The organism is Nocardia callitridis (assembly GCF_039543305.1).
Lineage (GTDB): Bacteria > Actinomycetota > Actinomycetes > Mycobacteriales > Mycobacteriaceae > Nocardia > Nocardia callitridis.
In genome coordinates this window covers 875635-892223 of record NZ_BAABJM010000001.1, presented here as the reverse complement: position 1 = coordinate 892223, position 16589 = coordinate 875635, and the positions used below count along the sequence as shown (strand labels likewise).

Sequence of the window (16589 nt, the reverse complement as noted above, 5' to 3'; positions counted from 1 at the left end):
CGTGAAGAATACTGCGACCACCATCAAACTGGCCATCTTCACCCTCGTGATGGCGTTGATCTTCGCCGGGCTCGCCATCGTTTTCAGCCAGATGCGGTTCTCCAGCGCCAACGGCTATCACGCGGTGTTCACCACCGCCTCCGGGATGCTGCCGGGCTCGAAGGTGCGCATCGCGGGCGTTCCGGTGGGTTCGGTGAAATCGGTACAGGTCGGCAAGGACAATCGCGCCCACGTCGACTTCGACGTCGACCGCAAGTACGCCCTGCTGCGCAGCACCCGCGCGACCGTGCGCTACGAAAACCTCGTCGGCGACCGGTATCTGGAACTGCTCGAAGGACCCGGTTCGGCGCAAACGCTGCCGAACAACGGCACCATCGACACCGAACAGACCGCACCGGCACTCGACCTGGACATGCTGCTCGGCGGCTTCAAGCCGCTGCTGCGCGGGCTCGACCCCGGACAGGTCAACGACCTCACCAACGCGTTGCTGCAGATCTTCCAAGGCCAAGGCGGCACCCTGGTCTCGCTGCTCAACAGCGGGGGCTCGTTCAGCAAAACCCTCGCCGACCGCGACCAGCTGATCGGCAGCGTGATCAACAACCTGAATTCCGTATTGCAGACCATCGACGAGCGCGGCGATCAATTCAAGACCACCATCGACGAATTGCAGCGGCTGGTCAGCGGATTGGCCGCCGACCGTGACCCGATCGCCGACGCGGTACCGCGCATCGCGGGAGCCACCGGCGACCTCACCGACCTACTCGCCCAGGCCCGTCCCGACCTGCGCGGCACCATCGAACAGACCGGCCGCCTGGCGACCAACCTCGACAACGGTTCCGACACCATCCAGTGGGTGCTCGACAACCTGCCGGAGACCTACAAGAAGCTGACCAGGATCGGCTCCTACGGTTCGTTCCTCCAGCTCTATGTCTGCCAGACGAACTTCATCATCGACGGACCGAACGGCCAGCCCATGCACATCAATATGCCCGGCCAGCAGGTGACCGGAAGGTGTGCGGACGACCGATGAGAAAACAGCGATCGACCCCAGTCACCATCGGCATCGTCGGCTTGGTCGTCGCGGTGGCCGTCGCCTTGTCGGCGCTCCAGTTCGACCGGCTGCCGTTCATCCGATCCGGCGCCACCTACACCGCCTTCTTCGCCGACGCGGGCGGCCTGCTCGCCGGTGATCAGGTGCAGGTCGCCGGGGTGCGCTCGGGCAAGGTGGAGGAGGTCTCACTCGACCACGCGAAGGTGCTTGTCCGCTTCACCCTCAACGAGTCGATCGTGTTGGGCGAGAAGAGCTCCGCGGCGATCAAGACGAACACGGTGCTCGGCCGCAAGAGTCTGGAACTGGTTCCCACCGGCGGCGGCGCGCTGCACGCCGACGACACCATTCCGCTGGAACGCACCACCTCGCCGTACTCGCTCAACGAAGCGCTCGGCGACCTCGCGGGCACGGTGAACGGGATCGACCTCAACCGCGTCGACGAGACCTTGGATGCGCTCTCGACGACTTTCGCCGACACCCCGGCACCGCTGCGTTCGGCCCTCGACGGTGTTACCGCACTCTCGCGCAGCATCAACACCCGAGACCAGGCGCTGACCGATCTGCTCCACCGCGCGCAGAACGTCACCAAGATCCTGGCCGAGCGGGGCAACCAGATCAACGCCCTGCTGCTCGACGGCAACAATCTGCTCGGCGAACTGGAGGCACGCAAGGCCGCGCTCGGGCAGCTCATCGTCAATGTCAACAACCTGGCACAACAATTGTCCGGCCTGGTCGCCGACAACGAGGCCCAGCTGAAACCGGCGCTGGACAAACTCAATTCGGTGCTTGACCTCTTGCAACGCAACCGGCAGAACATCTCCGACGCGCTCGACGGGCTCGGACCGTTCGCCGCCGCGCTCGGTGAGGAGGTGGGCAGTGGCCCGTACTTCCAGGCCTACGTCGTGAACGCCAGCAGCAAGGTACTTCAACCGCTGGTCGATTCGCTGGTATGGCCACAGAACCTGCCGGAATCGTTGCGCTCCTACCTGTTGGAGCCGAATCCGCCCTCGATCGGTCCCGCGACCCAGGAGCCGCCACGATGATCAAGCTGAAAGGGTTCGAGCTGAAAAAGCTGCGGCGACTACCCCGTTGGGCGCTGGTGGTCGCGGCCGTGTTGATCGTGGCCATCGTGGCGACCGGTGTCTGGCGCGGGGTCGCCACGATCGGCAAGACCGCCGTCACCGCCTACTTCACCTCGACCGCCGGGCTGTACGCGGGCGACGACGTGCGGGTATTGGGCGTGAAGATCGGCAGGATCGACTCGATCGAGCCGGGCAAGGAGCACGCCACCGTGCACATGACCGTCGACCGTGGCGTCGACATTCCCGCCGACGCCCGTGCGGTGCTGGTCGCGCCCTCGCTGGTCTCGGCGCGATTCATCCAACTCGCCCCGGCCTACGACGGTGGACCGAAAATGGCGGACGGCGCGCAGATTCCGCTCGAGCGCACCGCGGTCCCGGTGGAGTGGGACGACATCAAGGCCGAATTGTCCAAGCTCTCCACGGCTTTGGGTCCGGTCGGCGACGACGAACAGGGCTCCTTCGGCCGTGCCATCGACACCGCGGCCAACAACCTCGACGGCAACGGTGACAAGTTTCGCGAGACGTTGCACGAGCTGTCCTCGACGCTGAATACCCTGTCCGACGGCCGAACCGATCTGTTCGGCACCATCCGCAACCTGCAACAGTTCGTCGACGTGCTGTCCAAGAGCAACGAGCAGATCGTGCAGTTCGGCGGCAGGCTGGCGTCGGTCTCGCAGGTGCTCGCCGGAGCCTCCGACGACCTCGGTCAGGGTCTGGACAATCTGGATTCGGCCGTGGCCGACGTGCGCCGCTTCATCGACGGCAACGGCGCCGTGCTCACCGACAGTGTGCGGAAATTGTCGGACGCCACCCAGATCCTGGTCGACAAGCGGCCGGAAGTGGAACGCGTCTTGCACTCGGGGCCAACGGCTCTGGTGAACTTCTACCAGATCTACAAACCCGCCCAGGGCACGCTGACCGGCGCGATCGCACTGAACAACACCGGCGACCCGCTGAGCTTCCTGTGTGGTTCGGTGGAGGCGCTGGAGACGGCCAACTCCGATCGCAGCTCTCAGCTGTGCGCGCAATATCTCGCGCCGGTGATCAATTCGTTGGCGATGAACTACCCGCCGATGCTGCTGAATCCGGCCTCCGGGGTGACCGCGTTCCCGAATCAGCTCAACTACACCGAGCCTGGCCTGGCCGAGCAGACCGACGACGCCAACGCGCCACCACCGCCCGCTCCTGCTCCCGCCCCGGTGAGCATCCCCAACGGTATTGCCGGACTGGCGATTCCAGGGCTGACATTGCCGGGAGGTGGGCGATGAAGCTGCGGCGCAAGGGTTTACGCACGGCGATGGCCTGCGCGCTCGGCGCCGTCGTGCTGCTCGGCGTCACCGGCTGTGAATGGGACGGGCTCAACAGTCTGCCTATGCCCGGCTCGGAGGGCACCGGCGCCGACGCGTACGAGGTGCGCATTCAGATGCCGAATGTGACCACGCTGACCAGGAATTCGCCGGTCCGCGTCGACGATGTGGACGTCGGCACGGTCACCGGCATCGAGGTGGAAGGCTGGCACGCGCTGGTGACCGTGTCGCTCAACCGCGACGTGCGACTACCCGCGAACGCCACCGCCAAGATCGGCCAGACCAGCCTGCTCGGCAGTAACCACGTCGAGCTCGCCGCACCCACCGGCACCGCGCCGGTGGGACGGTTGAACAACGACGACGTGATCCCCCTCGATCGCGCGGGGGCCTACCCGACCACCGAGCAGGTCCTCTCGTCGCTGTCGGTGGTGCTCAACGGCGGTGGCGTCGCGCAACTGGAAACCATTACCCGCGAACTCAACTCGGCGCTGTCCGGACGCGAGGACGCGATTCGCGACCTGCTGCCCCAGCTGAACACGCTCACCACCAACCTCAATGCCCAGACCGGCGACATCATCAACGCGATGGCTGGCCTGGACCGGGTGAGTTCGCAATTCGCCCAGCAGCGCGACGTGGTCGCCGCCGCTATCGAGCGCATCCATCCCGCGCTCACCGTGCTCGCCGACCGGCGCGCCAACATCACCACCGCGATCACCGCGCTCGGCGACCTCAGCGACGTCACCAGCAGGATCATCGCGGCCAGCGGCGACAACCTCAAAGCGAACCTGGCCAGCTTGCAGCCGGTGCTGCAAACCCTCGCCGACACCGGAAGCGACCTCACCGAGGCGCTGAAGATCATGCTGACCTTCCCGTTCCCGATGAAGAACCTCGACCACGCCATCAAGGGCGACTACCTGAACCTGTTCATGACCGTCGATGTCACCGGCAAGCGCCTGGACTCCAACTTCCTCACCGGCACCCCGCTCGGCGGACGTTTCGGCGGAGTCGAGGGCGCGCTCGGCACCTTCGCCCCCGACACCGCGACCCAGGGCGGCAACCCGGCGACCGACCCCCTGCAACCGCCACCGCCGCCGCCGGACGCGCAACCCGCGCCGACCATCCCCGGCCTGCCGCCGATCCCCGGTATTCCCGCGATCCCCGGGCTCACCGTGCCGCTGCCTCCCCAGGGGCAAGGAGGGCAGGGCCGGTGACGCTCACCAGATTCGTTCGCACCCAGCTGATCATCTTCTCGGTACTCACCGTGATCGGCCTCGTCGTGATGGGTGGGGTCTATGTGCAGGTGCCGGCGATGCTCGGCATCGGGCGCTACGCGGTCACCGTGCGACTCGAGGCGACCGGTGGGTTGTACCCGCACTCGAATGTCGCCTACCGAGGCACCAATATCGGGGTGGTCGACGATGTTGTGCTCACCACCGACGGTGTCGAGGCGAAACTGTCGATCGACAGCGACTACAAGATCCCCTCGGACGTGGACGCGTGGGTGCGCAGCGTCTCGGCGATCGGTGAACAGTACGTCGACCTCATTCCACCGCAGGACCCGTCGAGCCGAAATCTCGGTGCTGGCGCGGTGATTCCGCAGGGCCGCACCAAACTGCCGCAGGACGTCGGCGCGCTGCTCGACCAGTCCGACCGGCTGTTGTCCAGCATCGCCGACACTCGGCTACGGCAGGTCATCGACGAAGCCTTCCGCGCGTTCAACGGTGCCGGTCCCGACCTGCAACGCTTCATCGACTCCGCCTCTTTGTTGGTACAGGAGGCGCAGAACAACGCCGAGCCCACCAAGCAGCTGATCGATCAAATCGGCCCGCTGCTGGACACCCAGACCCGCTCGGATTCGGCGATCCGTTCCTGGACAAGCGATCTCGCCACCGTCACCGATCAGCTACGCGCACACGATCCTTCGCTGCGCGGTGTGCTGGAGAAGGCACCTTCGGCGATGGAATCGGTGACCGGACTGTTCAACGACCTGAAGCCGACCCTGCCGCTGCTGCTGGCGAATCTCACCAGTGTCGGCCAGGTCGGCGTCACGTATCACGCGGGGCTGGAACAGATTCTGGTGGTCTACCCGCCGCTGGTCGCCTCGCTGCTCACCGCGATCCGAGGCCCGCTCGAATACGGCGCGCTGGTGGACTTCATGACCGTGCTCAATGACCCACCCGCGTGCACCACCGGCTTCCTGCCGCCGGATCAGCGGCGCTCGCCCGCCGAATCCGGGTCCCCCGATACGCCCGCCGACCTCTACTGCAAGGTGGCCCAGGACGCGCCGGAAGCGGTGCGCGGTATTCGCAACACCCCGTGCGCGGAAGTGCCGGGGGTACGGGCGCCTACCCCGGAACTGTGTCGCACCGGCTATGTTCCCGAAGGAACGAACCCACCGTTCGGTCCGCCGCAGCCGGTCGCCCCGGCCTCGGCACCGTTGGATCCGACCGCGGGCAACGGCGCGGCCACCCCGGCGGCGGCACGCTCGTACGACCCGTCCACCGGCGTCTACATCGGCACCGACGGCAGGACGTACCGTCAAGGTGATATCGGACCGGATGGTTCGGCGACGGTACCGTCGAGCTGGCAGTCGATGCTCGAGGAGCAGCAACGATGAGTGAGAACAACACAGAATCCCCGCGCAACCGCCGTCGCGCGGTGCGCACGGTGGGCCCGCCGCCCGCCGAGGCCGACGCGACCACGTCCGGCGCGGTCACCGTCGCCGTGCCCAAGAGTGGTGCGGTCAACACACCGTCCGGCGCCGACACAGCTGTGGACAAACCCGCGGCCGACGAAACCAAGGACGACGAAACCAAGGACACTGCCACCACCCCCGTCGACGCCGCGGCCTCTAACGCCACCGCCGTCGACTCGGGCGCGGTGGCGCATGGTGCCGCTTCGGACGGCGCGCTCGCTGAGGACTCCGCTGCCACCCCGGGCGCGGTCGCACCGGGCGAGACCGATACCGACGACCAGGTGGCCGAGCACAAGGCGGGGATCGGCGTCGGCAAGATCGCCGTCTACGCCGCCGCCGTCATCGTGGTGCTCGCCCTCGTCGCCGGTGCCACCCTTTCGGTCTTCGCGGTGCGCTCGGTGGACGAACGCGACGCCCGCCGAGCCGAATACGTGCAAACCGCGCGGCAGGCGATCGTCAACCTCACCACCATCAGGGCTGATTCGGCCAAGGACGACATCGACCGCATCCTCTCGGTGGCCACCGGCGAGTTCAAAACCGAATTCGACGGCCGGGTCAACCCGTTCACCGACATCGTCAAACAGGTCAATATCGTCTCCACCGGCGAGGTCGTCGACGCCGCGGTGGAGGGCGACGACGAGAACTCCGCGCGGGTGCTCGTCGCGGCCAAACAGACCCTGACCAATGCCGGTGAGCCGCAGGAACAGACCAGGCTCTACCGGTTCCGCGTCACCATCATCAAAACCGACGACGGACCCAAAGCGTCGAAAGTGGAGTTCGTGGCATGAGCACGCTCGCACCAAGCACAGTCAAGGGCAAGATCCTGTTCGGCGCGGTCGGCCTCGTCGCGATCGCCGCACTGGTCGTCGGCGCGATCAACGGCTACCGGTACTGGAACGACCGGCAGAGCGAAGACGCGCGTACCGAGGCGGTGGCGGCCGCGGGGCACGCGGTCACCGACATGTTCACCTACACCCCGGAAAACGTCGACACCGTGCTGCAACAGTCGGCGCAGAACCTCACCGAGAGCTTCCGCGACGACTACCTGAAACTGGTGAACCAGGCGATCGCCCCCGGCGCGAAGGAAAAGCAGCTCACCGTGCAGGCCACCGTGCAAGCGGGCGGCGTGATCGCGGCCGACGATGCCAGCGCCACCGTCATGCTGTTTCTGAATCAGGTGACCACCAGCAAGGATTCGCCGCAGGGCAACACCACCGCCAGTCGAGTGCGCGTCGTGCTGGACAAGCAGGATTCGCACTGGCTCGTCGATTCCGTCACGCCGATCTAGACCCGTTCACTCGGCCGCGCGCTCGCGCGGCAAAAGCACCTCGAATACCGTTCCTTCGCCCGGCGCGGTCGACACGCTGATCGTGCCGCCGTGCGCGGCGACCAACGCCTGCACAATCGACAACCCGAGACCGGTGCCCCCGCTGTCGCGGCTGCGGGAATCGTCAGCGCGGTAGAAGCGCTCGAATACCCGCTCGGCCTGCTCGGCGGGTAGGCCGAGACCGGTGTCGGCCACCTCGAGCAGCACCTCGTCCGCGCGCGGGGTCAGTCGCACGGTGACCGAGGCGTCCAGCGGGGTGTGAATGATCGCGTTGTTCACCAGATTCGCCAGGATTTGCCGCAATCTGGCCTCGTCACCGACCACCTCCAACGTGCCTTCGCCGGAACGGATCTCGAGATCGATCGGGCGTTGCGGCCCGTCCGGGTGTGCGGCGGAGGACACCGTGCGCGCATTGTGCACCGCGTCGCTGGCCAGCGTGAGCAGGTCGACCGGCTTACGCTCCAGCGGACGCTGCGCGTCCAGGCGCGCGAGCATCAACAGATCCTCCACCAGCAGTCCCATTCGACGCGATTCCCGCTCGATCCGGTCCATGAACCGGTCGGCCTCACCGTGGGCGCCTTGCCGATACAGCTCCGCGAACCCTTTGATCGTGGTGAGCGGAGTACGCAACTCGTGACTGGCATCGGCGACGAACCGACGCATCCGCGTCTCCGATTGGCGCGCCGCGGCTTCGGACTCCTCGGTCGCGGCGAACGCGCGCTGAATCTGGGCGAGCATGCCGTTCAACGACCGTGACAGCCGATCCACCTCGGTATTGGTGCCGTGCACGGGAACTCGGCGATACAGGTCACCACGCGCGATCGCGGCGGCGGTGTTCTCCACCCGGCGCAGCGGCTGCAAGCTGCGGCGAATCACGAAATAGGCCACGATCGCCAAGGCCGTCAACACGATCGCGCCCACGCTCAGCTGCAACACGATCAGCTTCCGCACCACCTCGCGATTCTCGGTCAGCGGCAAGCCGACCGTTGTCGTCGAGGTCGGGGTGCGCAGGGTGAGCACCCGCCATTCGGTCGACGAATCGTTGACGGACCCGACCGTCTCGGGTCCCTTTCCCGGTGCATCGGGCAGCTGCGGGGTGGTGTCGACGCCGAAGACGTTGTCGTAGTACACGGAGTGATTGCCTGCGGGACGGTCGGATTCGGCGCGCACGAAGTACCGACCTGGCGGATGCGATTGCTCCTGCTGCTGGATCGGCGGCGGAGGCGGCGGCATCTCGACCCGTCGCGCCCATTCCACCGCCACATCGTGCAATTGCTGGTCGGTCCGATTGGTCAGCGACGCTTCCATCGCCGAGGTGACCGCGATCCCGGAGATCAACAATCCCGCCGCCGCGGTGGCCACCAACACCACCATCAATGTCACCCGCAGCGGAATCGCCGACGGCAGACCCCACAGCGTGGCACGAGCCGAGGCCAGGCGCGAGCCGCTCATCTGCTCGCCGACCGACCGCGATTCGGTGAACGCATCACGTAACCGACACCGCGCAGCGTGTGAATCAACCGCTCGTCGCCGGTGTCGACCTTCTTACGCAGGTAGGACACGTAGGTCTCGACCACGCCGACCTCGCCGCCGAAGTCGTAACGCCACACATGATCGAGAATGCGCGGCTTGCTCAGCACCGTGCCCGCGTTCACCATGAAATACCGCAACAGCGTGAACTCGGTGGGCGACAACGCGATCGGCTCGCCCGCCTTCCACACCTCATGGGTGTCGTCATCGAGTTCGATGTCCTCGAACCGCAGGCGGGTGGGGTCGCGCTGCTGGGTGGTGTGACCGGCACGCCGCAGAATCACCCGCAGTCGAGCGACCACTTCTTCCAGGCTGAACGGCTTGGTGACGTAGTCGTCGGCGCCGAGCGTGAGTCCGGTGACCTTGTCCTGCACCTCGTCGCGGGCGGTGAGGAACAGCACGGGCGCATCGATACCGTCGGCTCGCAGGCGCCGCAGCAACCCGAAACCGTCCATGCCCGGCATCATCACGTCGACGATCAGCGCCTGCGGCCGGAAGCTACGCGCCTTGTCCAGCGCCTGCGCGCCGTCGACCGCGGTATCGACCTCGAAGCCCTGGTAGCGCAGGCTCACCGACAGCAACTCGACGATCATCGGCTCGTCGTCGACAACGAGGACCCGAGCCTCGGGGGGATCCACCGGCGCACCACTCATGGGTCCATCGTCGGTCAATCTCCTGCGAACCGGCTGCACCGATCCTGGGTGATTCCTGTGAACATGCTGCGGTGCGGCTCAGCGCGAGGTCGGCCGGTCGTCCGGGCTCTCGTGGTTGTCGCCGTCACCGAGCAGGGTGTTGCCCGACACCTGGTCCTGGGCCAGGGCGTCGAGGAAGGCGCGCGCCCATCGATCGACGTCGTGGGCCAATACTTGGCGGCGCAGAGCACGCATGCGGCGGCGCTTGGTATCGGTGTCGTCCTCCAGTGCGGAGGCGATCGCGTCCTTCACGCTGTCGAGATCGTGTGGATTGCAGAGATAGGACTGACGCAATTCGGCTGCGGCGCCGGTGAATTCACTCAGTACCAGTGCGCCGTTGAGGCCGCTGCGGCAGGCGACGTATTCCTTGGCGACCAGGTTCATACCGTCACGCAGCGGGGTCACCAGCATCACGTCGGCGGCGACGAAGAAGGCGATCAACTCGTCACGGTGGATGGGGCGGTGTAGGTAATGCACCACCGGGAAACCGACCCGCGCGAACTCGCCGTTGATCCGACCCACCTGGCGTTCGATGTCGCCACGCATCTGGATGTAGCTTTCCACGCGCTCGCGGCTCGGCGTCGCCAGCTGGACCATCACGGTCTCGGCCGGGTCCACCCGACCGTCCAGCAGCAACTCCTCCAGCGCGTTGAGCCGGATGTCGATGCCCTTGGTGTAGTCGAGCCGGTCGACGCCCAGCAGGATGTTCTTCGGATTCCCCAACTCGGCGCGAATCTTGGCGGCGCGTTCGCGGATCGACTTGCGCCTGGCCTGTTCGTCCAGATGCGCCGAGGCGATCGAGATCGGGAACGCGCCGACGCGCACCTTGCGGAAACCCACCTGCACGACGCCCATCTTCGAGCGCACCCCGATGGTCCCGCGTGAGGTCGGCTGCCCGGCCAGTCGTCTGGCCAGGTACAGAAAATTCTGCGCGCCACCCGGCAAATGGAAGCCGATCAGGTCGGCACCGAGCAGACCCTCCACGATCTCCGTGCGCCACGGCATCTGCATGAACAGCTCGACCGGGGGAAACGGGATATGCAGGAAGAAGCCGATGGTCAAGTCGGGCCGCAACATGCGAAGCATCTTCGGCACCAGCTGCAACTGGTAGTCCTGCACCCATACCGTGGCGCCCTCGGCGGCAACCTTCGCGGTCGCCTCGGCGAAGCGCCGATTCACCGTCACGTATGCCGACCACCAGTTGCGGTCGTACACCGGGCGCACGATCACGTCGTGATACAGCGGCCACAGGGTGCCGTTGGAGAAACCCTCGTAGTAGTCGCCGACCTCACGCGCGGTCAGCGGCACGGGGTGCAGCTCGAGCCCGTCTTCGATGATCGGGTCGACCTCCACATCGGGAACCCCGGCCCAGCCGACCCACGAGCCCTTGTTGTTGCGCAACACCGGTTCCAGCGCGGTGACCAGGCCGCCGGGACTGCGTTTCCAGCGCCGCGTGCCGTCCGGGAGAGTTTCCAGGTCGACGGGCAGCCGGTTGGCGACCACGACGAAGCCCGAACCCGATTCGGCGGGACCGGTGCTCGCACCGTATGCCGTGTCTTCCGTGTGCTCCACGGAGTCCGCGCTGTCTGCTGCCTGGGCGGAGGCCGGGATTTCGGCGGTGTTGTCGGCGGCATCGGACGAATTCATCTGGTCCACTCACGCATCCTTTGCGCTGGTTCCCGCTGGAGTTGTGCAGTCGACGTCGCCATTGGCGTCTGTGCGGTCGAGGCGACCGAGTGCCTCTTTTCAGGCGTGTTGAGCGCTGCGATCGCGGTGGGCGGGAGACCGCACCGCGTCCCAGCTCATTCCACGCGCACGCTCGGCCCGATGCCGAGCATCGACAACAGCATCCGGCACTCGTCGGCGTCCTCGGCGTAGGCGGCGACGACGCGCTGCGCCTGCCGCGCGGTCTCGTCGGCGAGTGGTTCCAGATCGTCGTCCGCGATGTCGTTCGCGCTGCCCTTCGCGGCCATCTTCAAGTCCTCCCGGCTCGGTACGCTCGTACGTGCGAAAAAATAATGGTATCTGGCACGGCCGGGAGCCGCTGGCACCCGCATCCCATTCCTGAAGGCCCGATGTTCGGGCCGCCAGCGCCCCTATACCGTGGAGACGCAGCACCAACTCTACGGAAAGGGTCGACGATGCCGCTGGCCACGGTGAACGGTATATCCCTGAACTATCAGATCAAGGGAGATCGGGCCAAGGGCACCGACACCAAGGGTGGCGGGCCGCTCGTCGTGTTGATCATGGGCACGGGAAGTCCCGGCCGGGTGTGGGAACTGCATCAGGTTCCCGCGCTGGTCGCCGCGGGTTACCGCGTGTGCACCTTCGACAATCGTGGCATCGCGCCCTCGTTCGAGGCCGCCGACGGCATGACCATCGATCAACTCGTCGCCGACACCGCGGCGCTGATCGAATTCCTCGACGAGGGTCCCGCGCTGGTGGCGGGCACATCCATGGGTGCGCGGGTGACCCAGGAATTGGCATTGACCAGGCCGGAATTGGTGCGTAAGGCGGTGTTCATGGCGGGACACGGTCGTTTCGACCTGTTCCAGAAGACGTTGTCGCTCGGCGAGCGCGAGCTCGACGCGGCGGGCACCAAGCTCCCGCCGAAGTACGACGCCGCGCTCACCGCCGTGCTGAATCTCTCACCGGCGACCCTGGCCGACCACAACACCGCCCGGGACTGGCTGGACCTGTTCGAGTTCACCGGCGGTCCCGTCACCCCCGGTATTCGTGCGCAACGCAAGATGGATCGCGACTTCGACAGGGTGCAGGCGTACCGGGGCATCAAGGTGCCCTCGCTCGCGGTCGGGTTCGCCGACGATCGGATGATTCCGCCCTACCTGACCAGGGAAGTCGCCGACGTCATCCCCGGAGGGCGCTACCAGGAGGTGCCCGACGCCGGACACTTCGGTTACCTGGAGCGCCCGGAGGCGGTCAACAAGATCCTGCTCGACTTCTTCGCCAGCTGATCCGCCGCTAGCCGAAGGCGACCGCTGTCGCGTAACGTCGTGATTACTCGTAACGTCTCGATTGCTAAGGTCGAACTAACTCGCGGGGTCGAACAGCGCTCGCGGTTCGGTACCTGCCCCGTTGTTCACCAACGGGTGTCGGTCGGGGCGAGGAGCACCCCCGAACACAGACAGTGCGTATCCCAACACAGTGCCCGTATACCAGTGAGGTGAAATGAGCACCAATCCGTTCGATGATGAAGACGGCCGGTTCTTCGTCCTGGTCAACGACGAAGAGCAGCACTCGCTGTGGCCCGCCTTCGCGGAGGTCCCTGCCGGCTGGCGCGTTGTCTTCGGCGAAGACAGCCGGGCGGCCTGCGTCGAGTACGTCGACAAGAACTGGACCGATATGCGTCCCAAGAGCCTGCGCGATGCGATGGCGGCCGACGACGCGGCCCGCGCTTCCCAGTCCTGAGCCGTCCCTCCTGTCGTGAGCCCCGGCTCACCGGCGGGACCGCTGGATGAACTCCACTACTGCGTGGCACCAAACCCGGTGTCACGCAGTAGGTGTGCCCCAGCTACGATCACAACCCTCGCCTCCTTAGCTCAGTGGTAGAGCACTCGCCTTGTAAGCGAAAGGTCGTCAGTTCAATCCTGACAGGGGGCTCAAATGGGCTCTGGCCCGGCCGAGAACCGCAGGCCGACGGGGCCGAAGCGTTGGTTGCGGTTTTGCTCCGCACTTGCCATCATGGAGGTGCAAAAGCAACCGTCGCACACCGTGCGGCAGATCCTAAGGCCACCCCATTGGGGTGGCCTTAGTTGTGCCCGCCCATCATGTTCAGCAACTATTACTCGGTGCTTCTGTGCTACCTCGATGAATCAGGCGACGAACAGGCATTACGAACACCGACGGATCCGCCGGTACTCGTCATCGCTGGGATCGTTGTCAGCCGCGCGCGCGTTCATGGCATGGTTTACAACTTTTTGCAGCTCAAGAAGAAATTTCACCCGGCCCTCGCGAAGCCCTCGGTCAAGCTGAGCGATCTGATCACGCATGAGGTGAAGGGCTCAGACCTGCGAAAAAACGTCAGGGATGGCGGTCGGAACGCTCGACGTGCTGTGTACCGACTGGTAGAAGAAACGCTCTGTCTTCTCGAGGACAGCAATGCCAAGATCGTAGGCGAGGTTCATGTCAAGGGCACGACCCCGCTGACGCGGTGGGTCTATTCGGACACCGTCGCGCATATCGCTGAGCAGTTCGAAGCTCAGCTGAGAGCCGCCAACACCTCGGGCGCCATGATCTTGGACGCTCGAACCAAGTCCAAGAACGTACCGTCGGTGCACCGTATGACCACGGCGCGTTTTCGGGCGGGAGGTAATCCATACCCTAGCTTGGTCGAGAGCCCTGTCTTCGGCCACTCCGATGCGCATGTGGCGCTCCAGATAGCTGATTTGCTGGCGTCCGCTTTGCTGTTCCCGATGGCGTGTTTCGCCTACTCACAGGGGCTGATCAACAACATCCATCTCAACGAAAGCTATGGCGAGGTCCGGGAGCGATTCGGGCCGAAGCTGCGCCTCTTAGAGCATCGGTACGCAGGGCCGAACGGGCGTCATGCTGGCGGGATCGTGGTTCGGGACAACCTCAACAACCAGCCGTCTTTGCGGCTGTACAAGGACTGCCCGTTCGATGCCGTGCGTAGGGATCTGTTGGAGAGTCGTGTGACGGCGCTACAACAACAGACCCTTGTCGGTACACCACTGCAACCGACGTCGGAAGGTTCATAGACCAGCCCGGGTGATTCGATGCGAATCACCCGGAGTCAGCCCCGAAGCCCTCCGTGAGCAATGGTCACCGACCGACCCAGTCTTCATAGGTGCCTAGGATCGACTGCGAGCCGAACACCACCACGTACGGTTCGTTCAGGTGAGCGCATGCGGCGCGGACCGCCAGGTCCAGTTGGTCGCGATTCACGCACTCAATAGTGCCCGAGCGGGACCGTGCACCTCTCGTAGGATCTCGATGCGGTCGTTCTCGCTGAGCAAGACATTCAGTGGCGAGAGGTTCCGCAGACGAATCGAGGTCTCATCGTCGCGCTCTTGCAGGGCAATGATCGCGGCGCGGTCCTTGGTCCTGATCCAACGTTCCCAGAGCTCGACACTGTTCCACATGCTGGGCCCGGTCACCTCACGTTTGAGGCCTTCAAGGCTTTCCGCGACAGCGGGGTCGTCCAACCTCACCGAGCCATCTTCGAGCAAAGCCACGACCCGAAGCAGCATCAGCTTGCCGCGCAGGTCTTTCGTAGTCCGCAGCATCCTCTGTCTCCTTTCGAGCCCGTGGACTGATAAACCACGATCTACGTGCATTGTCGCACAAAAAGGACCGCGCAGAATTGATCTGTGGGCAGCTTGACAACGAACCGAAGAGGTCTACGAGCGGTAGTCCCTGCCTTGTGGTCGAGATCCGGCGCTGCGCCACGCGACGGGTTCGCGCGACGCCCGTGGCGGTCTGCCCGTATTCGCGGTCGCCTGGTGTGCGGGCCGACGCGACCCAGTCACATGTCGTCGTCCCCCCAATCCGTCGCCGGATCAGCTCGCGATGCCGACGCGGTGGCAGAGGTCGTTGACGTCGCTCCGCATCCCCGATGGGGGTCGCTGGGAGAGTTTGAGCAGCATGTCGCGAGCGTAGCCGTTGTATTTGATGGTTTCGGGGGCTGTGCGTTCGGACTTTGTCAGCAATGCCAATGTCGCTACTGACTCGCCGCGTTGAGAGTGGGCGCGGGCAACCTCGATGAAGTGCCGACTCCGTCGGGGTAGTGACACGATCTGATCGGCGTCGAACGTCGCTGCCGAGCGCAATGCCTCTCCGGCTCGGTGCAGCTCCACGCCCAATGTGGTTGCGTGCGCGGCCATTACCGAGGTCGAGAACGATGTTTGGATGTGGCGGTAGGACGGTCCGAGTTTCTTGGCGGTGGCGTCGGCACGTTCCCATGATTCCCACGCCTCGCCGTGACGGCCACGACGTGCGTGCACGTAGGCGATCTCGGCTTCCAACGCACCCGCGATACCGCGCCAGTCGTCTGAGGTCTCGTCACGTTCGAGGTATGGGGCGAGTCGGGTTATCGAGGAGCGGGACAGGTCGATCGCCTCCTCCCATCGGCCCGAATCTCGCAGTGCCTGGGTCATTGCCCATGCCCCGCAGGCGATCACGTACGGGTCGTCGGCTTCGTAGCCTTCGTTCAGTCCTCGGTCGGCGACCAACCAAACCAGCTCTGGTGCGGGCTGATAGGCGACATAGAAGTCGGTGAGTTGGTACACGCCCGCCAGGACCTTCCGCGCCGTTCGACGATCGGCGCCGACCGCACGGGCCGCTCCTTGCGCATCCCTGATCAGACCCGGCAGCAGCGCGCCCAATTGGGTGCGATGGTCCGGGCTCGCGTGGCGCACATGCCATGCCTGTTGCAGACGGACCGCCAGGTGTTCGATGCTCGGCGGACGGCTGGGCGGGGCGATACGGAAATCAGTGAGTGCCGATCGCACGGAGAACAGCGCCGAATGTCGTTCGCCCGCGAAGACCGAGACCGGAACGGCGTGACCATTGCCGGTCAACACCGCCAAGTCCGCGATGTCGACCGCCCGTGCGATGCGCAACAACATGGGTAACCGGGGCGAGCGCAGGCGACCGTTCTCCACGGCTTTCACCCACTCGGCCGACCTTCCCACCAGTCCAGCCAGGACTGGGCGCGACATGCCAGCACGTTCACGGTGCCTCTTGATGCGCGCGCCGATGGGTTCGTCCTCGTTGGGATCGTGAGTCACAGCAACCCTCCCGCCGGTCCGTCACTTCAAGCGTAACCGTAAATGCACGGGGTACGGAATGTACCCGATCGCCCAATCCGCTGGTCATAGCGTGCAATTCGCACTCGCCGCCGGAGTGAGCCCGTTTTCTCCGAC

General features: G+C 65.4%; 16 protein-coding genes and 1 tRNA gene. 11 read left to right on the top strand and 6 right to left on the bottom strand.

Features of this window, described 5'->3' with window-relative positions:
• Position 1: 1 nt before the first annotated feature.
• Genes ABEA50_RS03790 through ABEA50_RS03760 form a run of 7 tightly spaced genes read left to right on the top strand, consistent with a single transcriptional unit; the run spans position 2 to position 7423 of the window.
• Positions 2–1030 (top strand): MCE family protein, encoded by a 1029-nt coding sequence (locus tag ABEA50_RS03790; RefSeq protein WP_345493590.1) that lies wholly within the window; start codon positions 2–4, stop codon positions 1028–1030.
• Positions 1027–2094 carry an MCE family protein gene (locus tag ABEA50_RS03785; protein WP_345493588.1) on the top strand — a complete coding sequence of 356 codons (1068 nt, stop codon included), beginning with the start codon at positions 1027–1029 and terminating at the stop codon, positions 2092–2094. Before ABEA50_RS03790 ends, ABEA50_RS03785 begins: the two co-directional genes overlap by 4 nt.
• Positions 2091–3401: a virulence factor Mce family protein gene (locus ABEA50_RS03780; RefSeq protein ID WP_345493586.1), complete on the top strand. Its 1311-nt coding sequence runs from the start codon at positions 2091–2093 to the stop codon at positions 3399–3401. Before ABEA50_RS03785 ends, ABEA50_RS03780 begins: the two co-directional genes overlap by 4 nt.
• Positions 3398–4651, top strand: a complete 1254-nt coding sequence (locus ABEA50_RS03775) for an MCE family protein (RefSeq protein ID WP_425577520.1) — start codon at positions 3398–3400, stop codon at positions 4649–4651. Before ABEA50_RS03780 ends, ABEA50_RS03775 begins: the two co-directional genes overlap by 4 nt.
• Positions 4648–6057 carry an MlaD family protein gene (locus ABEA50_RS03770; protein ID WP_345493585.1) on the top strand — a complete coding sequence of 470 codons (1410 nt, stop codon included), beginning with the start codon at positions 4648–4650 and terminating at the stop codon, positions 6055–6057. Before ABEA50_RS03775 ends, ABEA50_RS03770 begins: the two co-directional genes overlap by 4 nt.
• Complete coding sequence (locus tag ABEA50_RS03765) at positions 6054–6923, top strand: hypothetical protein (protein WP_345493584.1); 870 nt, start codon at positions 6054–6056, stop codon at positions 6921–6923. Before ABEA50_RS03770 ends, ABEA50_RS03765 begins: the two co-directional genes overlap by 4 nt.
• On the top strand, positions 6920–7423 hold the full coding sequence (locus ABEA50_RS03760) for a h domain protein (protein ID WP_345493583.1): 504 nt from the start codon (positions 6920–6922) through the stop codon (positions 7421–7423). The genes ABEA50_RS03765 and ABEA50_RS03760 overlap by 4 nt, the downstream gene beginning before the upstream one ends.
• Before the next feature lie 6 nt (positions 7424–7429).
• On the opposite strand, the gene ABEA50_RS03755 is transcribed toward ABEA50_RS03760, so the two are convergent.
• From ABEA50_RS03755 to ABEA50_RS03740, 4 genes are all read right to left on the bottom strand, one after another.
• Entirely contained in the window at positions 7430–8914 is a 1485-nt protein-coding gene (locus ABEA50_RS03755; protein ID WP_345493582.1) for a sensor histidine kinase, read from the bottom strand.
• A complete protein-coding gene (locus ABEA50_RS03750; protein WP_345493581.1) occupies positions 8911–9645 on the bottom strand; it encodes a response regulator transcription factor in 735 nt (244 codons plus the stop codon). Before ABEA50_RS03750 ends, ABEA50_RS03755 begins: the two co-directional genes overlap by 4 nt.
• A gap of 78 nt (positions 9646–9723) precedes the next feature.
• On the bottom strand, positions 9724–11331 hold the full coding sequence (locus ABEA50_RS03745) for an alpha,alpha-trehalose-phosphate synthase (UDP-forming) (RefSeq protein ID WP_345494638.1): 1608 nt from the start codon (positions 11329–11331) through the stop codon (positions 9724–9726).
• Positions 11332–11486: 155 nt separating this feature from the next.
• Positions 11487–11657: a hypothetical protein gene (locus tag ABEA50_RS03740; RefSeq protein WP_345493580.1), complete on the bottom strand. Its 171-nt coding sequence runs from the start codon at positions 11655–11657 to the stop codon at positions 11487–11489.
• A gap of 168 nt (positions 11658–11825) precedes the next feature.
• Here ABEA50_RS03740 and ABEA50_RS03735 point away from each other — a divergent pair, with 168 nt between their 5' ends.
• The 4 genes from ABEA50_RS03735 (at position 11826) to ABEA50_RS03720 (ending at position 14423) form a co-directional block, all read left to right on the top strand.
• Complete coding sequence (locus ABEA50_RS03735; RefSeq protein WP_345493579.1) at positions 11826–12659, top strand: alpha/beta fold hydrolase; 834 nt, start codon at positions 11826–11828, stop codon at positions 12657–12659.
• 214 nt (positions 12660–12873) lie between these two features.
• On the top strand, positions 12874–13113 hold the full coding sequence (locus tag ABEA50_RS03730) for an MbtH family protein (protein WP_345493578.1): 240 nt from the start codon (positions 12874–12876) through the stop codon (positions 13111–13113).
• Between the two features lie 120 nt (positions 13114–13233).
• Positions 13234–13305, top strand: a tRNA-Thr gene (locus ABEA50_RS03725).
• A gap of 167 nt (positions 13306–13472) precedes the next feature.
• Complete coding sequence (locus tag ABEA50_RS03720) at positions 13473–14423, top strand: DUF3800 domain-containing protein (protein ID WP_345493577.1); 951 nt, start codon at positions 13473–13475, stop codon at positions 14421–14423.
• Between the two features lie 183 nt (positions 14424–14606).
• On the opposite strand, the gene ABEA50_RS03715 is transcribed toward ABEA50_RS03720, so the two are convergent.
• Together ABEA50_RS03715 and ABEA50_RS03710 are read right to left on the bottom strand one after the other, a co-directional pair.
• Positions 14607–14951 carry a hypothetical protein gene (locus ABEA50_RS03715; protein WP_345493576.1) on the bottom strand — a complete coding sequence of 115 codons (345 nt, stop codon included), beginning with the start codon at positions 14949–14951 and terminating at the stop codon, positions 14607–14609.
• A 273-nt stretch (positions 14952–15224) separates the two neighbouring features.
• Positions 15225–16454 (bottom strand): helix-turn-helix domain-containing protein, encoded by a 1230-nt coding sequence (locus ABEA50_RS03710; RefSeq protein ID WP_345493575.1) that lies wholly within the window; start codon positions 16452–16454, stop codon positions 15225–15227.
• Positions 16455–16589 lie beyond the last annotated feature (135 nt).

Excerpts from the sequence above, each read along its gene's own strand:
- ABEA50_RS03730 (WP_345493578.1), top strand. The coding sequence starts at position 12,874 with ATGAGCACCAATCCGTTCGATGATGAAGACGGCCGGTTCTTCGTCCTG.
- ABEA50_RS03745 (WP_345494638.1), bottom strand. The coding sequence starts at position 11,331 with ATGAATTCGTCCGATGCCGCCGACAACACCGCCGAAATCCCGGCCTCC.
- ABEA50_RS03750 (WP_345493581.1), bottom strand. The coding sequence starts at position 9,645 with ATGAGTGGTGCGCCGGTGGATCCCCCCGAGGCTCGGGTCCTCGTTGTC.
- ABEA50_RS03720 (WP_345493577.1), top strand. The coding sequence starts at position 13,473 with ATGTTCAGCAACTATTACTCGGTGCTTCTGTGCTACCTCGATGAATCA.
- ABEA50_RS03765 (WP_345493584.1), top strand. The coding sequence starts at position 6,054 with ATGAGTGAGAACAACACAGAATCCCCGCGCAACCGCCGTCGCGCGGTG.
- ABEA50_RS03780 (WP_345493586.1), top strand. The coding sequence starts at position 2,091 with ATGATCAAGCTGAAAGGGTTCGAGCTGAAAAAGCTGCGGCGACTACCC.
- ABEA50_RS03775 (WP_425577520.1), top strand. The coding sequence starts at position 3,398 with ATGAAGCTGCGGCGCAAGGGTTTACGCACGGCGATGGCCTGCGCGCTC.
- ABEA50_RS03735 (WP_345493579.1), top strand. The coding sequence starts at position 11,826 with ATGCCGCTGGCCACGGTGAACGGTATATCCCTGAACTATCAGATCAAG.
- ABEA50_RS03785 (WP_345493588.1), top strand. The coding sequence starts at position 1,027 with ATGAGAAAACAGCGATCGACCCCAGTCACCATCGGCATCGTCGGCTTG.
- ABEA50_RS03740 (WP_345493580.1), bottom strand. The coding sequence starts at position 11,657 with ATGGCCGCGAAGGGCAGCGCGAACGACATCGCGGACGACGATCTGGAA.
- ABEA50_RS03755 (WP_345493582.1), bottom strand. The coding sequence starts at position 8,914 with ATGAGCGGCTCGCGCCTGGCCTCGGCTCGTGCCACGCTGTGGGGTCTG.
- ABEA50_RS03760 (WP_345493583.1), top strand. The coding sequence starts at position 6,920 with ATGAGCACGCTCGCACCAAGCACAGTCAAGGGCAAGATCCTGTTCGGC.
- ABEA50_RS03715 (WP_345493576.1), bottom strand. The coding sequence starts at position 14,951 with ATGCTGCGGACTACGAAAGACCTGCGCGGCAAGCTGATGCTGCTTCGG.